Origin of the sequence: Alicyclobacillus kakegawensis NBRC 103104, from assembly GCF_001552655.1 — a bacterium.
Classification (GTDB): Bacteria; Bacillota; Bacilli; order Alicyclobacillales; family Alicyclobacillaceae; genus Alicyclobacillus_G; species Alicyclobacillus_G kakegawensis.
The window spans coordinates 88,575-103,979 of record NZ_BCRP01000009.1; the positions used below are offsets into that span (position 1 = coordinate 88,575).

The following is a 15,405-nucleotide window of genomic DNA, read 5'->3' on the forward strand; positions in this document are numbered from 1 at the left end:
AGGCCCGCCCGGTGGACAAGCGGTGGCGGCGGGAACCACCCGCTTTGCATGCAGTGGAAAGGGGATGCTTGACATGGAACAGATTGTGCTGGAAGCAACAGCTCGCGACACGTCCCACCACAGCACGGTCAGCAGTCTGCGACGCCAGGGCCAGGTGCCGGCGATTGTGTATGGGCGGAATCAGGAGCCGGTCGCCGTCGCGGTATCCGAAAAGCTGTTTCAACAGCGGGGGGCGCTGGCGAAATCGCTGGTCGAGCTGCACATGGGCGGTGAGGAAAAAGTGCACGCCATTGTGCAACAGATTCAGCGCGATCCGGTCACGCGCCGTATCCTGCACATCGACTTCTACCGGGTGGAGATGGACAAACCGGTGACCGTCAGCGTGCCGCTGCATGTGACTGGCGTGCAAGAGGTCGAAAAGCGCCGTGGCGTCGTTCAGGTCCAGACGCGCGAGATTGAAATTGAAGCCCGTCCGGTGGACCTGCCGGAGGTCATCACGGTGGATATCAGCGGCTTGCAGCCGGGCGAGCACCTGACTGTCGGGGAGGTCCGTCTGCCCGCCGGGGTTACGCTCAAGTCGGAGCCGACCGAGGTCGTGGTGACCGTGCTGGTGGGTAAGCAGGCGGAGGATGCGGACGCGGATGCCGGCGAGGCGACCGAATAAGTCCGTCTTGGTGGGCCGCGCTTTCCGGATTGCGGAGGGCGCGGCTTTTGTGCGAGTGCCTCGGCATACCGATGTGTCTTTTCACACCGTCTGGGGGATTCAAGGATGAAGTTGATTGTGGGCTTGGGCAATCCGGGGGCTCTGTACGCCCATACCCGCCACAACGTGGGGTTCTGGGTGGTGGACCAGCTGGCGCAGGCAGTGGGTGCGGACTGTCGCCATGCCAAATGGCGGGCGTTGATTGACGAGTGCCGCCTGGGCGGCGAGAAAGTCATACTCTGCAAGCCTCAGACCTATATGAACAACAGCGGCGAGGCGGTGCGGCAGATTCTCGACTTCTACGCAGAACTCCAGCCAACCACGGACATGATTGTGGTCTACGACGACCTGGATTTTGCGCCTGGGCAGTTGAAGCTGCGCCAGAAAGGCAGCGCCGGCGGGCACAACGGGGTCAAGTCCATCATCGCGCACGTGGGCACCGACGAATTTCCGCGCATTCGCGTGGGCATCGGCCGGCCCGCGAAAGGGGATCTTATCTCCTATGTCTTGGGTCGGTTTCAGCCGGAGGATGAGGCCAAGGTACAGGAAGCTGTCCGTCTGGCCGCGGAGGCGCTGCAGTATGCGGCGGAGCATTCGTTTGCCCAGGCGATGAACCGCTACAACGCGGCCCGCTAACGGATTAGTTGCAGACATTTGCAAGTCTGCACCGCAAACCGCATAATGTGCGCATAATGGCATAATGTTCGCATATTGTAAGAGAACAGGGAAGCTCGCAGCGGTGATGGAACTCACCGTAACCGCTCGCGCATACGCCGGGATAATGGCTCCTGTGCATGATGTGCCATGCACAGGAGCCATTATTGTGTGTTCTGAGCGGACGTTCAGCGTGTGGGCGCGCTCTCGACGCAGCACGCTTCGCCGGTTGCCAACAACCCTGCGTATGAGAACGGCGCATCTCCCCCATACTGGGTAGAAGGGATGGTTCAACCTGGAAACACGGGATGGGGGAGGGGTTCCATGCGCGTGGAGTATGTGTGCCGGCACTGCCACCACCGAGTCGGTGAGCTGGAGAATCCGTTGTGGGACGTTTCCGATGTGGAGCAGGTCTGTGGTTTTTCCTCCCTGAACGCGGTGGAGCGCAGGGAGCATATCGCATATAATGAAGATTGCAGTGTCGTTTACGTGCAAGTGGTATGCGAGGACTGCCAACGGGCGCTGGAAGCGCACCCAGAGCTGTTGGTGGAAGGCAAGCTGCTGCAGTAGCCGACTGGGCAGCGTGCCAGGAGTGAGCATAAACCGGATACGGGCAATGCAAGGCCTTGGCGGATGCGCTAAGGCTCTTTTCGGCGTAGGACGAGGAGGGGTAGTGTGATAGAACTGGTTCGCCGACTGGCAGCCGATGAGGAGTTCCGCGCCGTGGCAGAGGGACTCCAGGGGGATGGCACGGACCGGTTGGTCACCGGTCTGGGCGGCAGCGCCCGCCACGCCTATTATGCGGCCTTGTACGATTTTCACAAGCGAGAGAAGGGATACGCAGTCCCTTTTTTGATTGTTACGCACACGCCGGCACAGGCGGACGCCATCGCCGACGACCTGCGGGAGCTGCTGCCGGACGAACCGGTGTTTGTGGTGCCAGAGCGCGAGCGGGCGGAGCTGGACGTGACAGCCGCTAGCCCCGACCTCGTCGCGCTCCGGCTATCGGCGCTTGACCACCTGGCGGCCGGGCGGGCCGGCATCGTGGTGACGACGCTGCCGGCGGCGGTGCAGCCGCTCACCCCGCGGCGCGTCCATGAGGAGGCCATCCTGAGGCTCGCCGTCGGCGATACAATCAATCCCGGCCTGGTGTTGGAGCGCTTGCTGGCGGCCGGTTACGAGCGGGTCGACATGGTGGAGGGCAAAGGGCAGGTTTCGGTGCGAGGAGGCATTCTGGACGTCTATCCGGTGACCTCCGAGCACGCGCTGCGCATCGAGTGGTTCGACACGGATGTGGACTCGATCCGCACCTTCGATGTCAGCACGCAGCGCTCCCTGGAGAAGCGGCTGTCGGCCGAAATCGGTCCCGCGACGGATATGTTGCTGCCCCCATCCGTCATGCGAGGGGTGGCGGAGGAACTGGATCGACGGCTGGCCGCCCGGTTGAAGACCGTGACCGACATCGACATGCGGGATCGCCTTAAGACGCACGTGGCCGCCGACATGGAGCGGTTCCGCGCCGGCCTGCCGTTCCCGCGCCAACTCCGCTACACGCACATGTTCCAGGAGCATGTGCGAAACCTGCTCGACTATTTTCCACGCAGGTCCGTTCTCTGCATCGACGAGCCGACGCGGCTGCAGGAGCGCCAGAAGGCGTTAACCCAGGAGTATTCGGTATGGGTTTCGGAGGCCCTGATGCGCGGTGAATTGTTGTCGGACACCTTGGATCTTCCGAATTTTGACGCGCTCTGGCAGCATACCGGCTTCACCGCGCTGCACTTTTCCATGTTCGCCCGCTCGTCGTCCGGTCACCGCTTCGCCCAGGTCACCAGCGTGACGGCCAAATCGATGCAAAACTTCCACGGCCAAATGCACGTGTTGAAAAGCGAGGTGCAGCGTTGGCAGCGCAGCCACACCGACGTGGTGCTGCTGGCAGGCGACGAGGAGCGGGCCGACAGGCTGCAGAGCGTGCTCGCCGATTATCGGATTGAGACGGTGCGCAGCGACCGGTTCATCCGTTCGGACAAACCGGTGATCCTGGTGGCCAACCTGTCGGCCGGGTTTGAACTGCCGCTTGCGCACCTGGCGGTCATCGTCGAGGGAGAGGTGTTCGCCAAACGCAAGAAAGGCCGCCGTGCGCGCGTGCAGATGTCGGATGCGGAACGGATCCGAAGCTACCAGGAACTGAAGCCGGGTGACTATGTGGTCCACGTGAACCACGGCATCGGCAAGTATCTGGGCATCCAGACGCTCGACATCGACGGCCGCCACAAGGATTACCTGCACCTGCAGTACGCGGGCAACGACAGCCTGTACGTGCCTGTGGAGCAGATTGACCAGGTGCAGCGGTACATCGGGGCGGAGGATAGGGAACCGAAGGTCTACCACCTGGGCGGCGGCGAGTGGAACCGGGTCAAGCAGCGGGTCTCTCGCTCGGTGCGGGACATCGCCGAGGATTTGGTCAAGCTCTACGCGGCGCGGCAGGCGACGCCGGGGCACGGGTTTTCGCCGGATACGCCGTGGCAGAAGGATTTCGAGTCTCGTTTTCCCTACGAGGAGACACCGGATCAAGAGCGGGCCATAGCGGAGATCAAGCGCGACATGGAGAAGCCGCGGCCGATGGACAGACTGCTGTGCGGGGATGTGGGGTACGGCAAGACCGAGGTCGCCATCCGCGCCGCCTTCAAGGCGGCGATGGACGGCAAGCAGGTGGCGGTGCTGGTGCCGACGACGGTGTTGGCGCAGCAGCACCTGGAGACGTTTCGCGAGCGGTTTGAAGGCTTCCCCATCACGATTGACGTGCTCAACCGATTCCGCACGCGCAGTGAGACGCAGAAGGTTTTGCAGGGGCTGCGCGACGGCAGCATCGACATCATCATCGGCACCCACCGCTTGCTGCAGAAGTCGGTCCGATTCAAGGACCTGGGCCTGCTCATCGTCGACGAGGAGCAGCGCTTCGGCGTGACCCACAAAGAACGGCTCAAGCAGCTGCGCACCAACGTCGATTGCCTGACCTTGACGGCAACTCCGATTCCCCGCACCCTGCACATGTCGCTGCTTGGCGTGCGTGACCTGTCAGTGATTGAGACACCGCCGGAGAACCGCTTCCCGGTGCAGACATACGTGGTCGAGTTCAACGAGGCCCTTGTCCGCGAGGCCATCCACCGGGAGTTGTCGCGCGGGGGCCAGGTGTACGTGGTGTACAACCACGTCAAGGGGATCCGCACGATGGCCGACCGGGTGGCGCAGCTGGTGCCGGAGGCAGCCGTTGGCGTGGCACACGGACAGATGGCTGAGGACGAGCTGGAACGGGTGATGCTCGACTTCTTAGAGGGCGAATTGGACGTCCTGGTCACCACCACCATCATCGAAACAGGACTTGACATCCCCAATGTGAACACGCTCATCGTGTACGACGCGGACAAGCTGGGATTGGCCCAGCTGTACCAACTGCGCGGCCGCGTCGGGCGCTCCAACCGGATTGCCTACGCCTATTTCACCTACCAGCGGGACAAGGTGTTGAGCGAAGTGGCTGAGAAGCGGCTGCAGGCGATCTCGGAGTTCACCGAGTTGGGCAGTGGATTCAAGATTGCCATGCGCGATTTGGCCATCCGCGGCGCCGGCAATCTGCTCGGCGCGGAGCAGCACGGATTCATCAACTCGGTCGGGTTTGACCTGTACAACGACATGCTCGCCGAAGCCATCAAGGAGTTGATGGGCAACCGCGAACCCGCAGCGCCGGAGGCCACCATCGACCTGGCCGTAGAGGCCTACCTGCCGGACGAGTTTATCCCAGACGCCACGCAAAAGATTGCGATGTACAAGAAATTCCGGCACGTTCAGACCCTGGCAGGCGCCGACGACTTGGAGGAGGAGCTGGAGGATCGGTTTGGTGATTTGCCGGAACCGGTGCGCAATTTGCTGGACATCACCCGCATGAAAAGTTATGCTGTCCGATATGGGCTGGAGTCCATCACGGCCGCGTCGGGTGAGGCCACGCTGCGCCTGCGTCCGGACGCGACGGCCAGCATCGACGCCGGCAAGCTGTTCTTGTTGTCCAAGCGCTACAGCGGCCAATTCAGCAAGCGTGGCAACGGCAGCCTGCAGGTGGTTCTGCGCATCAAGGGGCTTCCGGACAGAGATGTTTGCGCCCGCCTGCTCCAGTTTCTGCGGGATTTCGCGGACGTGGTCAAGGCCGGCGAGGAGGTAGAAGAATTTGCGAGGTAACAGAAAATGGGCCATGGCCGCCACGGCGGTCGCGGTGGCGTTGGCGGCGGCAGCCGGGTGTTCGCAGGGCACAACCGGCAACCAGACGAATTCCACATCCAACCAGGCGGCCGCGAAGTTGCCGCCCGAGCCGAAATACAGCGGCCCGGTGGTAGCCACCTACAACGGCGGCAAATTGACCAAACAGGAGCTGGATGAGCAGTACAACCTGCAGGTAGTGCTGCCCAAACAGCAGAACAATGAATCGAAAAAGCAGTTTACCAGCGATTACATCATGTACTACAAGTATCTGTACAACAAGGCCCTGCAGGACAAAAAAGCGGCGCCGAGCGCGAGCACGGCGCAGCAGTACGCCAACGAGGCCATATCGCAGCTCTACAGCGCGCAGGGCGCTCCATACAAATCGAAGCAGGCGGTCCTGAACGAGATGAAGAAGCTGGGCCTGACGAAAAACGATTTAATCCTGTACTTCGCCAAGTATGAGCGGCTGCAGAACTATTTCCAAGACGAGATGAGCAAGGTCAAGCCGACGACCAAACAGATGCAGGATTATTACAACCAGCACAAGTCTGATTACGTGCAGGTGACGGTCGATACCATCCTGCTGAACAATCTGGCGACCGCCCAGAGCGTGGAGAAGCAGCTGAAGGCCGGGGCCAGCTTCAAGAAATTGGCGGACAAGTATTCCAAGGACCCGTCCGTCAAGGACAACCACGGCCACTTGGCCAATCAACTCGTCTCCCAGTTCGTACAGCCGTTTGCCGAGGCCTGTCGCACGTTGCCAATTGGTCAGATCAGCGACCCGGTGAAGAGCGAATACGGCTACCACATCCTCAAGGTGGACAAGCGGACCCAGCTGTCGTTTGCCAAGGCGAAGTCCACGATTGAGCAGCAGCTGGCGCAGCAGTTGCAGCAGCAAAAACAACAGCAAATCCAACAGGATGCGATGAAAAATTCCCATATCAAAATCCTCGTCAAAGACAACGACCTCTGACGCTTCACCTCTGGGGCCGCGCGCCGCGCATCCGGCACGCGGCTCTTTTGCCTCCCCGCGCCCTGTCCTGGTGCATAGAGGAATCCACCCCGTAACATAATAGGTGCGCGTACCCCCGGGGTCTTTACACAAGCAGCCGTCATGGCGAAAGGTTGGCTCTCTGTCGGTGGATGTACAGCAAAGTGGGGTGTTTGGTGTCACAGGGTGTGCCTACCATCAAACATGAGGGTGAGGGTCAAACGTGAAAGCAACGGGCATCGTGCGTAGAATTGATGACCTCGGTCGTGTTGTCATTCCGAAGGAAATTCGACGGACGCTGCGGATTCGCGAGGGAGATCCGCTCGAAATCTTTGTGGATAGGGACGGCGAAGTCATTCTCAAGAAGTACTCCCCTATCGGTGAGCTGGGTGACTTCGCGCGTGAATACGCGGAGTCTATCGCCGAGTCCACCGGGCATATTTCGATGATTGCGGACAGGGACGTCATCATCGCTGTGGCGGGCGGATCGAAAAAGGAGTTTTTGGACAAGCCCGTCAGTGAAGACGTGGAACAGGCGATGGAGGAGCGCCGCACCATCGTCGACTCCAATCCGGTCGAGACGGCTATTGTGCGCGACCGCAGCGAGCGGTTCACCTCGCGCGTGATTGCCCCGATTATCGCCGCGGGCGATCCGATAGGCGCCGTGATCCTGGTCTCGCGCGAGGAAAACACGCGCATGGGCGAGTTGGAGCAAAAGATTGCCGAGACGGCGGCTGGATTCTTGGGCAAACAGATGGAGCAATAATTTCCCTCGCGGTTGTGCCAGGGCTGCCCGGTGGACTGGAGCCACCGGGCAGCTTTTTGGTGCGCCCTTCCCTGCCGGCGGCAGGACTATTCGGCCCTGTTGGTCCATAATCATGGGTAACAGGGTTGTCCGGAGTCGCCCAAGCCTGGCAGGTGGGGGGAGAATCGGTTGTCACAAACACGCGGGTTCGTGCACGGCGCCATGCTTCTGGCGGGCGCCGCCGCGTTGTCCAAACTGCTCGGGTCTGTGTACACCATTGTGCTGCAGAACATCATCGGCGACCGCGGCATGGGGCTGTTCCAGATGGCCTATCCCATCTACGCGACGCTCTTGGCCATCGCGACGGCCGGCTTTCCGGTGGCAATTTCCAAATTGGTGTCCGAGCGCCTGGCGGTCGGGGACGCCGACGGAGCGCGCACGGTGTTCCGGGTCGCGGCGGCGATGCTGAACGGGGCCGGCATTGTCTGTTTTCTCATCCTGTTCTTGGGCGCCGGGTCCCTGGCCGAAATGACGGGAGACGCGGAGGCGGCCTGGGCCATCCGGGCCATCTCCCCGGCGCTGCTGCTGGTGCCGATGCTCAGCGCCTGGCGCGGCTATTTCCAAGGGTTCCAGTGGATGGAGCCGACGGCCGTCTCGCAGGTGTTGGAGCAGTTGGTGCGGGTGGTGACCATCATCCTGCTGTCGGTCTGGCTGACACACGCCGGCTACGGCCAGCCGTTGGCGGCGGCGGGGGCGGCGTTCGGCGCGGTCACTGGCGCCCTGGCGGCGTTCCTCCAGCTTTTGTACACGTGGTGGCGCCGCCATCCGCAGGTGCCGGTGATGGTCGATGCCCCGCGTTCCAGCGCCTTCAGACTGTCCAAACGGATTGTCTATTACGCCTTTCCCATCAGCCTGGGCGCGATGGTGGTGCCGCTGATGAACAACATCGATGTCATCACCGTCGTCAACCTGCTCAAACACAGCGGTTTCAGCCAAGCCGGCGCGACCACCCAGTTCGGGTTGCTGACCGGCCGGGCCTTCAAGTTGATGATGCTGCCGACGACGTTGGCCGCGGGCATCGGCATCGCTGTCATGCCTGCGGTCTCGGAGGCGTTTACCCTCGGCTTCCGCCGTCTGGTTTGGGATCGGATGGACATGGCCATCCGCTTGACCATCCTCCTCGCGCTGCCGGCGGCGGTCGGACTGACGCTGCTGGCGGCGCCGGTCGACATCACGTTGTTCAAAGACGCCAGCGGCAGCAGTGTGATTGAGGTGATGGCCGCGGCCACGGTTTTTGCCAGTCTGCAGACGACGGTGGCGGCGGTTTTGCAGGGCTGCGGCTATGTCTACCTGCCGGTGCTCAACCTGTTGGGAGCGGCGGTGGTCAAACTGGCAGCCAATCTGTTGCTGGTGCCGCTGTACGGCATCCGCGGCGCCGCCCTGGCGACGGTGGTCAGCTACCTGGCGGCCGCGGTCCTCAACTTCGTCGCCCTCACCTCCTGTCTCCAGGTGGGCCTCGCTTGGCGGCGTTGGTTTTTGCGTCCAGCGGTCGCGGTGTTTATTATGGGAGCGGTGGTCTATGCCGCCGCTCGACAGTGGCTGGCCTGGGACGGGCTCGACTGGACGCGGACGGCCACAGCGGCCGCGCTGGCGGGGATGATTCTCCTCGGCGGTGTGGTGTACGGATTGGCGCTCTTGTTGACGGGCAGCCTGGAGGAGCAGGAACTGGCCTCCATCCCGAAGGTGGGGCCGCTGCTGGCCGCCTGGTGCAGCCGCCTCGGGCTCCTGCGCTGACGGCGGCCGAGCCCTGGCGGGGCGCTCTGGGGGTGTGAGGATGGCAACCATTTTTGTCGAAGGATTGGGGCCCGGGGACACGTCGGGATTGCCGCTGGGAACCTGGCGGCGGTTAACTTGCGGATTGCCAGTGGTTCTGCGAACGCGTGTCCACCCGGTGGTCCGGGCCCTGGACGCCGAGGGAGTGGCTTACGAGACCTTTGACGAGGTGTACGACAGCGGCGAAAGCTTCGCGCAGATTTACCGTGAAATGGCGCAGCGCCTGAAGCGGTGGGCGGCGGAGCGGGGGGACATCGTCTACGCCGTTCCCGGCCACCCGCTGATGGCGGAGCAATCGGTGCAGGAACTCTTGGCTCTGAGCGCCGGCGACACGGGCCTGCGCGTGGAAATAGGGTCCGGGCAGAGCTTCTTCGATCCGGTGTGCACAGCGCTCGGTATCGACCCGATTGACGGCCTGTGCCTGTTGGACGGCACCCTGCTCCAGGAAGATCAACTCCGTCCTGATCTGCATCTGCTGATTGCCCAGGTGTTCAACCGCGCGGTGGCGTCGGAAGTCAAGCTGACGCTGATGGAGGTGTACCCGGACGAGTATCCGGTCACCGTCGTCCGCGCCGCGGGGGTGGCGGGAGAGGAGCGGATCGTCCAGGTGCCATTGCACGAATTGGACAGGCTCGACTTTATCGACCACCTGACCAGTGTCTTCGTCCCCCGCGCGGACGAGGAGCCGCTGCGGCGGCGGGACCCTTGGCACGTCACCGCGCTGGTCCGCCGCCTGCGCCATCCGGAGGACGGCTGCCCTTGGGACCTGAAGCAGACGCACAGGACCCTGCGTCCTTATGTCATCGAGGAGGCGTACGAGGTCGCCCACGCCATCGATCAGGGCGATCCGGACGTCCTCGCGCAGGAGTTGGGAGACCTGCTGCTGCAGATTCTGCTGCACGCGCAGATCGCCAGCGAGTTTGGCGACTTCACCGTGCGCGACGTGTACCAGGCCCTGGCGGACAAGCTGGTGCGCCGGCACCCGCACGTGTTTGGCGGCGACACGGCCCGCTCGGCGGAGGAGGCGGAGCAGTCCTGGCAGAACGCCAAGGCGGCTGAAACGAAGGACACGCCCGGGCTCCTGGACGACGTGCGCCAGGGCCAGCCTGCTCACGCCATCGCCCGCGCCTACCAGGAACGGGCGGCCAAGGTCGGGTTTGAGTGGCCGGATATCGGCCAGGTGTTCGACAAGCTGCGCGAAGAGGTGGAGGAACTCGGGCAGGAGCTGCAGGCTTCAAACCGGGACTTGACGCTTGCGGAGATGGGGGACGTGCTGTTTGTGATTGTAAACCTCGCCAGGTGGTTAGACTTGGATGTGGAGGAGGCCCTCTCCGCGGCCAACAGGAAGTTCTACCGCCGTTTTCAGCATGTCGAGCGACGGGCGCTGGCGGCTGGCGGCTGGGACCATCATGACCTGGCCGCGTTGGATGCCTATTGGATGGAGGCGAAAGCCCTGGTGGCTGACGGTGTGCCGTCCGGGCACGCCGGACGGCATCGCAGCAAGCCGGCCAACCGGTGAATCGACGGTAATTTACGGCGGGGTTAGCAGGAATTCAGGAAGGAAACACGAATATCTCAACGGACACCGCCACAAAGGGGGCTATCGACTTGAACAAGATGGAGCTGATTAACAAGGTCGCGGAACGCGCCGAGTTGAAGAAAAAAGATGCCGAGGCAGCCGTCAACGCTGTCTTCGATATCATTGCCGAGGCGCTTAAAGACGGGGACAAGGTGCAGGTCATCGGTTTCGGCACCTTCGAGACGCGCGAGCGTTCGGCTCGTTCCGGCCGCAACCCGCAGACCGGGGAGACGATTTCCATTCCGGCGTCGGTTGTGCCGGCCTTCAAGCCGGGCAATCGGCTGAAGGAAGTCATCCGCTAATTGCGGCTCGACAAGTTTCTCAAGGTCTCGCGTCTTATCAAGCGCCGCACCGTGGCCAAGGAGATCTGCGATGCGGGACGGATTGAGTTGAACGGACGCGTGGCGAAGGCGGCGTCCGAGGTGAACGTCGGCGACGTGGTGACCATTCACTACGGGCAGAAGACGACCGAGGTGCGGGTGGTGCGCCTGTCGGAGACGGCCAGGAAGGACGCGGCCGGCGACTTATACGAAGTCGTACGGGAGAGTGTGCGTGAAACCCAGTAGCTTCCGGGGAGCACGCCCGCATTCCCGGCGGACGCCGGAAACGGCGCCAGGGGGAGAGGATGACCTCTCCCCCTTTTGTTCTACCCGCTGTCCTGCTCGCATACACTGGCATTGACATCGGGACAGGTTTGGGGGGAGAACGTTGGCGAGCGTGGATGGGCACGACATCACCATCAAAGGCCGCAAGTTCATCGAGGTCACAGGCGTATCCAGCGTGGAGAGCGTGGATGTGACAGAGTTTCTGCTGACAACCAGTGGCGGTCCCCTGCATATTCAGGGCTCCAACCTGCACATGAAGCACCTGGATCTGGAGGCGGGCCTCGTGTTGATAGAGGGCACCCTGCAGGGGCTTGCGTACGTCCCGGAAAAGGGCAAGAAAAAGCTTGGCGTCGCCAAGCTGTTCCGCTAGGTGCCGGCCATGAATCCCGTCGGCTACATGGAGTGGCTGCTGGTGTGCGGGGGCCTGATGGGCGTGGTGTTTGACATCTACAACACGGTGCTGGGTTCTTCCCGCTGGCTGCGTTGGCTGCGTCCCGTGCTGGACTTGGTGTTCTGGCTGGTCGCCGCGGCGGTCATTTTCTATGTGACGTTTGTCACCGATTTCGGCCGCTTTCGCGTCTATACGTTTGCCCTGCTGCTGATAGGCTGGCTGGTCTACCGGGTGACACTCCACCACACAGTGGTCAGCAGCGCCTTCGCCATCATGCGGATGGTGCGCGCCGTCGCGCTTTTTTTTGCCAAGATGGTGGACTGGCTCTTGCTGCGCCCGCTGCGCTTTCTGCTGCTGGCCGTGTGGGTGGTGCTGACGCGGCTGTACTGGCTGCTGTGCAAAGTGGAGGACGGGTTGTTCTGGGTGGTGCGCTTTTGGTTGTCCATCCTCGCTTGGCCGCTGCGCGGCCCGTGGCGGCGCAGCGCCGTCCTGCGGGGGCAAATTCGCGCGCGTTGGGAGGGAATCTGGGAGCGCGCGTCGAATTGGATTTTACGAGACCACCATTCGGAACGTTTGTGAGAGGAGCCATGAGGGTGCCTTTTCCCGCTTCGACTCGCATGCCTGTCGGTTCCCTGCCGCGCACGGCCGGGCGGCCGCGCCGTTGGCGCTTTTTGAAGCTGCGTTATGTAGGACTCGCCCTGGTGGTGGCGTGGGGCGCGTATGACTACCTGTACGTGGAAAAGCCCCGGCTCGACGCGTTGTCTGACCAACAGGCCCAACTACAGACGCACCTGCATCAATTGCAGCAGGAGCGAGCAGATTTGAAGCGACAGATTCAGGAGCTGCACGACAAGGATTACATCGCCCGCGAGGCAACGCAGTTTCACCTCGTCGGCCCCGGTCAGGTGCCGTTTTCGGTGGAACATTGACGGATTCGCGACATGTGCGTATATTATATAAAGGCATTTTCAAACCCTAAGGAGGCAAATGTGCTGTATGTCCATTGAGGTCGGCAGCAAATTGGAGGGCAAAGTTACCGGGATTACCCACTTTGGGGCGTTTGTTTTGCTGCCGGGTGGCGTGACAGGACTCGTTCATATTTCCGAAATTTCGGATAAATATGTAACGGACATTCACGAACACCTGAAAGTGAACGATCAGGTCACGGTGAAGGTCATCAACGTGGACAAGGATGGCAAGATAGGGCTGTCCATCCGTCAGGCAGACCCAAACTGGCAACCGCGTCCGTCGCGGGGGCGGGGACGCTCGTATGGAGGCGGATCGAGACAGTCGTTTGAAGATAAAATGTCGCGCTTCCTCAAAGACAGCGAGGAACGCCTGCAGGCGCTGCGCCGCAGCGAGGCCAAGCGCGGCGGTCGCGGCGGTCGCCGCGGCTGACAAACGGCCTCCCTCGCCGCATGGCCAGACAAAGATAATCCCTCACAACAAAGGCAAAGGGCAGCCGGGACCGCTGGCTGCCCTTGTTGTGAGGTCATTCCTCAACGCGCGAGCGTTGATCGCATGTAACGCAGAACCTGCAGGTCGACGACGAAATCCTCCCGCCATCGCTCTTCAAAGTTCTCCGTCTGGTAGTACGCGCGCAGGGCTTCTTGGTCCGCCCTGGTGACATCCGCGCCCGTTCCGGGCTGATACCCGGCGCGGCGCAGCAAATTCCGCACCTCGTGCAGCGTCTCCCCGGTCAACGGGAGCAGATCCTCTGGCCGCGGCTGCTCGAAATACAGGCGGTGCAGACCGAGCAGCCGCTGCAGCTCTGCGATGGGCTGGCTGCTGTCATCCACACGCAGGTCGATGTAGCGGTCGTTGAATCCGCCATAGCCGCCGTTTGGTTTCGCGATGTACAAGGCGGCCGATTGCATGCCGCGCCGGTCTCCACCCGCCGATTGCCCAGCCGCGAGGGCGGCGAGCAGCCGGTCGGCCAGCGGGCCGCCTGTCTGCAGGAAGGCTGTTTCCATCGCCTCCACCACGCCGGCGCCCGCCAGAATATTGCCCTGGCAGGCGTAACCGGGGCCGCAGGTGCCGCCGGCCCATTCAAAACACTCCTGACCGGTGAAAGTCGCGCTGCGGCCCTGCATATCCACGATGCCGACCTGGCGCGATTCCCGATGCGGGTCTGCAGCCAGCAGCTCGGTCAGCACCTGCTCCGGATGCGCACCCCGGCGCAGCGCCTCCAGCCCGCGCGGCCCGAAGCTGGTGTTGGCCCACGATTGCGTCGCCACCGCCCCCGCATCGGCCGCCACCCACGGCACGGCCGATCCGACCGCTAAGAACTTCGACTGTACCGCCACGCCAATCTCCTGCGCCTGTGTATCCACCCCGACGATGGAGAACGTCGAGATGGCCGGGAGTTCCCCGCGGTAGACGTATCGTGCCACCCCATTCACCTCCGTCCTCATTATACTGTGCATACCGCGTGCCCACAGGAACGAGGCCGCCCTCAGCCCAGATGGCGATCCGGCCTACAGCCGTCTGGTGTGCTTTATCGCAGCTGTGCATCACCGCGGCGCTGTTATGAAGGAATTTTTCTTTAATGGATAAATAAGGGGTTACGATTTCTTGATAAATCTTGATATACTTTAGCTTGGCTTAATAAAAATAGCCTGCCTACGGAGGGGGTTTCTTATATCGCGACCGCCTCATAGAAGGCGCTGAGAAAGAAGGGACATAGGTGGGGAACATCCTTGAGGTAGAAAACCTGAACATCCAGTTCAGGTTGGATGAGAAATACTATACAGCAGTTCAGGATGTGAGTTTTTCCATCCGCGAAGGAGAGACGCTCGGGCTGGTGGGAGAGTCCGGATGCGGCAAGAGTGTCACCTCACTCTCTATCATGCGCCTGTTGCAGCCTCCCACGCAAATCTCTGGACAAATTCGCTATAAGGGAAAGAATCTGCTGGATTTGCCGGAAAAGCAGATGCGGTCGATTCGCGGCAACGAGATCAGCATGATCTTCCAGGAGCCGATGACCTCGCTCAACCCGGTGCACAGGATTGGGACGCAGATCAGCGAGAGCCTCATCCTGCACAAGGACCTTTCCGGCAAACAGGCGCGCCAGGAGACCATCCGCCTCTTGCAGTCGGTCGGTATCCCGCGGCCTGAGCAGATTGTGGACGAGTTCCCCCATCAGCTCTCCGGCGGCATGCGCCAGCGTGTGATGATTGCCATCGCGATGGCCTGCAAGCCACAGCTGTTGATTGCGGACGAGCCTACAACGGCGCTCGACGTGACCATCCAGGCGCAGATTCTCGATTTGATGCGCAAGGTGGCGCGGGAGAACCGCACGTCTATCCTGCTCATCACGCACGATTTGGGCGTGGTGGCCGAGATGTGCGACCGGGTCGCCGTCATGTATGCCGGGCGCATCGTCGAAGAGGGCCCGGTGCGGCAGATTTTCCGCAACCCGCAACACCCGTACACGCAGGGCCTGCTCGCGTCGCTGCCAAAGGTCGACGGGCCGCGCACGCGCCTGCAGCCCATCGAGGGCAATGTGCCCTCGCTCAAAAACATGCCGCAGGGCTGCCGTTTTGCGCCGCGCTGCCGGAGGGCGATGGACGTCTGCCGACAGCGCGACGCTGATTTCCACTTGGTGGAGGATGCGCACCGCGTCCGCTGCTGGCTGCACGCTGAGTAAGGAGGGT

16 protein-coding genes and 1 riboswitch are annotated in these 15,405 nt (G+C 62.1%); of the genes, 15 read left to right on the forward strand and 1 reads right to left on the reverse strand.

The features are described 5' to 3' along the window. Nucleotides 1-73: 73 nt before the first annotated feature. The 14 genes from AK2_RS08990 to AK2_RS09055 all read left to right on the forward strand — a co-directional run bounded on the left by AK2_RS08990 (nt 74) and on the right by AK2_RS09055 (nt 13,147). Nucleotides 74-664 carry a 50S ribosomal protein L25 gene (locus AK2_RS08990; RefSeq protein ID WP_067933496.1) on the forward strand — a complete coding sequence of 197 codons (591 nt, stop codon included), beginning with the start codon at nt 74-76 and terminating at the stop codon, nt 662-664. A gap of 105 nt (nt 665-769) precedes the next feature. After that, a complete protein-coding gene (gene pth / locus AK2_RS08995; protein WP_067933497.1) occupies nt 770-1,339 on the forward strand; it encodes an aminoacyl-tRNA hydrolase in 570 nt (189 codons plus the stop codon). A gap of 93 nt (nt 1,340-1,432) precedes the next feature. After that, a riboswitch (Fluoride riboswitch) is annotated at nt 1,433-1,501 on the forward strand. A gap of 180 nt (nt 1,502-1,681) precedes the next feature. Then, nucleotides 1,682-1,927 carry an anti-sigma-F factor Fin gene (locus tag AK2_RS09000; RefSeq protein WP_067933499.1) on the forward strand — a complete coding sequence of 82 codons (246 nt, stop codon included), beginning with the start codon at nt 1,682-1,684 and terminating at the stop codon, nt 1,925-1,927. Nucleotides 1,928-2,032: 105 nt separating this feature from the next. Then, nucleotides 2,033-5,584, forward strand: a complete 3,552-nt coding sequence (mfd, locus tag AK2_RS09005) for a transcription-repair coupling factor (protein WP_067933501.1) — start codon at nt 2,033-2,035, stop codon at nt 5,582-5,584. Beyond that, nucleotides 5,574-6,578 carry a peptidylprolyl isomerase gene (locus tag AK2_RS09010; RefSeq protein WP_157076283.1) on the forward strand — a complete coding sequence of 335 codons (1,005 nt, stop codon included), beginning with the start codon at nt 5,574-5,576 and terminating at the stop codon, nt 6,576-6,578. Before mfd ends, AK2_RS09010 begins: the two co-directional genes overlap by 11 nt. Before the next feature lie 241 nt (nt 6,579-6,819). Then, complete coding sequence (gene spoVT / locus AK2_RS09015; RefSeq protein ID WP_067933503.1) at nt 6,820-7,362, forward strand: stage V sporulation protein T; 543 nt, start codon at nt 6,820-6,822, stop codon at nt 7,360-7,362. A 168-nt stretch (nt 7,363-7,530) separates the two neighbouring features. Further along, nucleotides 7,531-9,135 carry a putative polysaccharide biosynthesis protein gene (locus AK2_RS09020; protein ID WP_067933504.1) on the forward strand — a complete coding sequence of 535 codons (1,605 nt, stop codon included), beginning with the start codon at nt 7,531-7,533 and terminating at the stop codon, nt 9,133-9,135. 40 nt (nt 9,136-9,175) lie between these two features. Next, entirely contained in the window at nt 9,176-10,693 is a 1,518-nt protein-coding gene (gene yabN, locus AK2_RS09025) for a bifunctional methyltransferase/pyrophosphohydrolase YabN (RefSeq protein ID WP_083521017.1), read from the forward strand. A 53-nt stretch (nt 10,694-10,746) separates the two neighbouring features. Then, nucleotides 10,747-11,055: a non-specific DNA-binding protein Hbs gene (gene hbs, locus AK2_RS09030; RefSeq protein ID WP_439645090.1), complete on the forward strand. Its 309-nt coding sequence runs from the start codon at nt 10,747-10,749 to the stop codon at nt 11,053-11,055. After that, nucleotides 11,056-11,319: an RNA-binding S4 domain-containing protein gene (locus AK2_RS09035; RefSeq protein WP_067933505.1), complete on the forward strand. Its 264-nt coding sequence runs from the start codon at nt 11,056-11,058 to the stop codon at nt 11,317-11,319. Nucleotides 11,320-11,470: 151 nt separating this feature from the next. Then, nucleotides 11,471-11,728: a YabP/YqfC family sporulation protein gene (locus AK2_RS09040; protein ID WP_245628994.1), complete on the forward strand. Its 258-nt coding sequence runs from the start codon at nt 11,471-11,473 to the stop codon at nt 11,726-11,728. A gap of 9 nt (nt 11,729-11,737) precedes the next feature. Then, nucleotides 11,738-12,328 carry a spore cortex biosynthesis protein YabQ gene (gene yabQ, locus AK2_RS09045; protein ID WP_067933506.1) on the forward strand — a complete coding sequence of 197 codons (591 nt, stop codon included), beginning with the start codon at nt 11,738-11,740 and terminating at the stop codon, nt 12,326-12,328. A 14-nt stretch (nt 12,329-12,342) separates the two neighbouring features. After that, nucleotides 12,343-12,678 carry an FtsB family cell division protein gene (locus tag AK2_RS09050; protein WP_169794760.1) on the forward strand — a complete coding sequence of 112 codons (336 nt, stop codon included), beginning with the start codon at nt 12,343-12,345 and terminating at the stop codon, nt 12,676-12,678. A gap of 67 nt (nt 12,679-12,745) precedes the next feature. Then, the gene (locus tag AK2_RS09055) at nt 12,746-13,147 is read left to right on the forward strand and encodes a S1 domain-containing RNA-binding protein (protein ID WP_067933508.1); all 402 of its coding nucleotides are present in this window, start codon (nt 12,746-12,748) and stop codon (nt 13,145-13,147) included. Between the two features lie 101 nt (nt 13,148-13,248). Here AK2_RS09055 and AK2_RS09060 read toward each other — a convergent pair whose 3' ends face one another. Next, nucleotides 13,249-14,142 (reverse strand): DUF1028 domain-containing protein, encoded by an 894-nt coding sequence (locus AK2_RS09060; RefSeq protein WP_245632839.1) that lies wholly within the window; start codon nt 14,140-14,142, stop codon nt 13,249-13,251. Between the two features lie 293 nt (nt 14,143-14,435). Between AK2_RS09060 and AK2_RS09065 the strand changes: the two genes are divergently transcribed. Then, nucleotides 14,436-15,398: an ABC transporter ATP-binding protein gene (locus AK2_RS09065; RefSeq protein WP_067933509.1), complete on the forward strand. Its 963-nt coding sequence runs from the start codon at nt 14,436-14,438 to the stop codon at nt 15,396-15,398. Nucleotides 15,399-15,405: the final 7 nt, after the last annotated feature.

Coding starts and splice junctions, on each gene's coding strand:
- AK2_RS08990 (WP_067933496.1), top strand. CDS start 74: ATGGAACAGATTGTGCTGGAAGCAACAGCTCGCGACACGTCCCACCAC.
- pth (WP_067933497.1), top strand. CDS start 770: ATGAAGTTGATTGTGGGCTTGGGCAATCCGGGGGCTCTGTACGCCCAT.
- AK2_RS09000 (WP_067933499.1), top strand. CDS start 1,682: ATGCGCGTGGAGTATGTGTGCCGGCACTGCCACCACCGAGTCGGTGAG.
- yabN (WP_083521017.1), top strand. CDS start 9,176: ATGGCAACCATTTTTGTCGAAGGATTGGGGCCCGGGGACACGTCGGGA.
- yabQ (WP_067933506.1), top strand. CDS start 11,738: ATGAATCCCGTCGGCTACATGGAGTGGCTGCTGGTGTGCGGGGGCCTG.
- AK2_RS09055 (WP_067933508.1), top strand. CDS start 12,746: ATGTCCATTGAGGTCGGCAGCAAATTGGAGGGCAAAGTTACCGGGATT.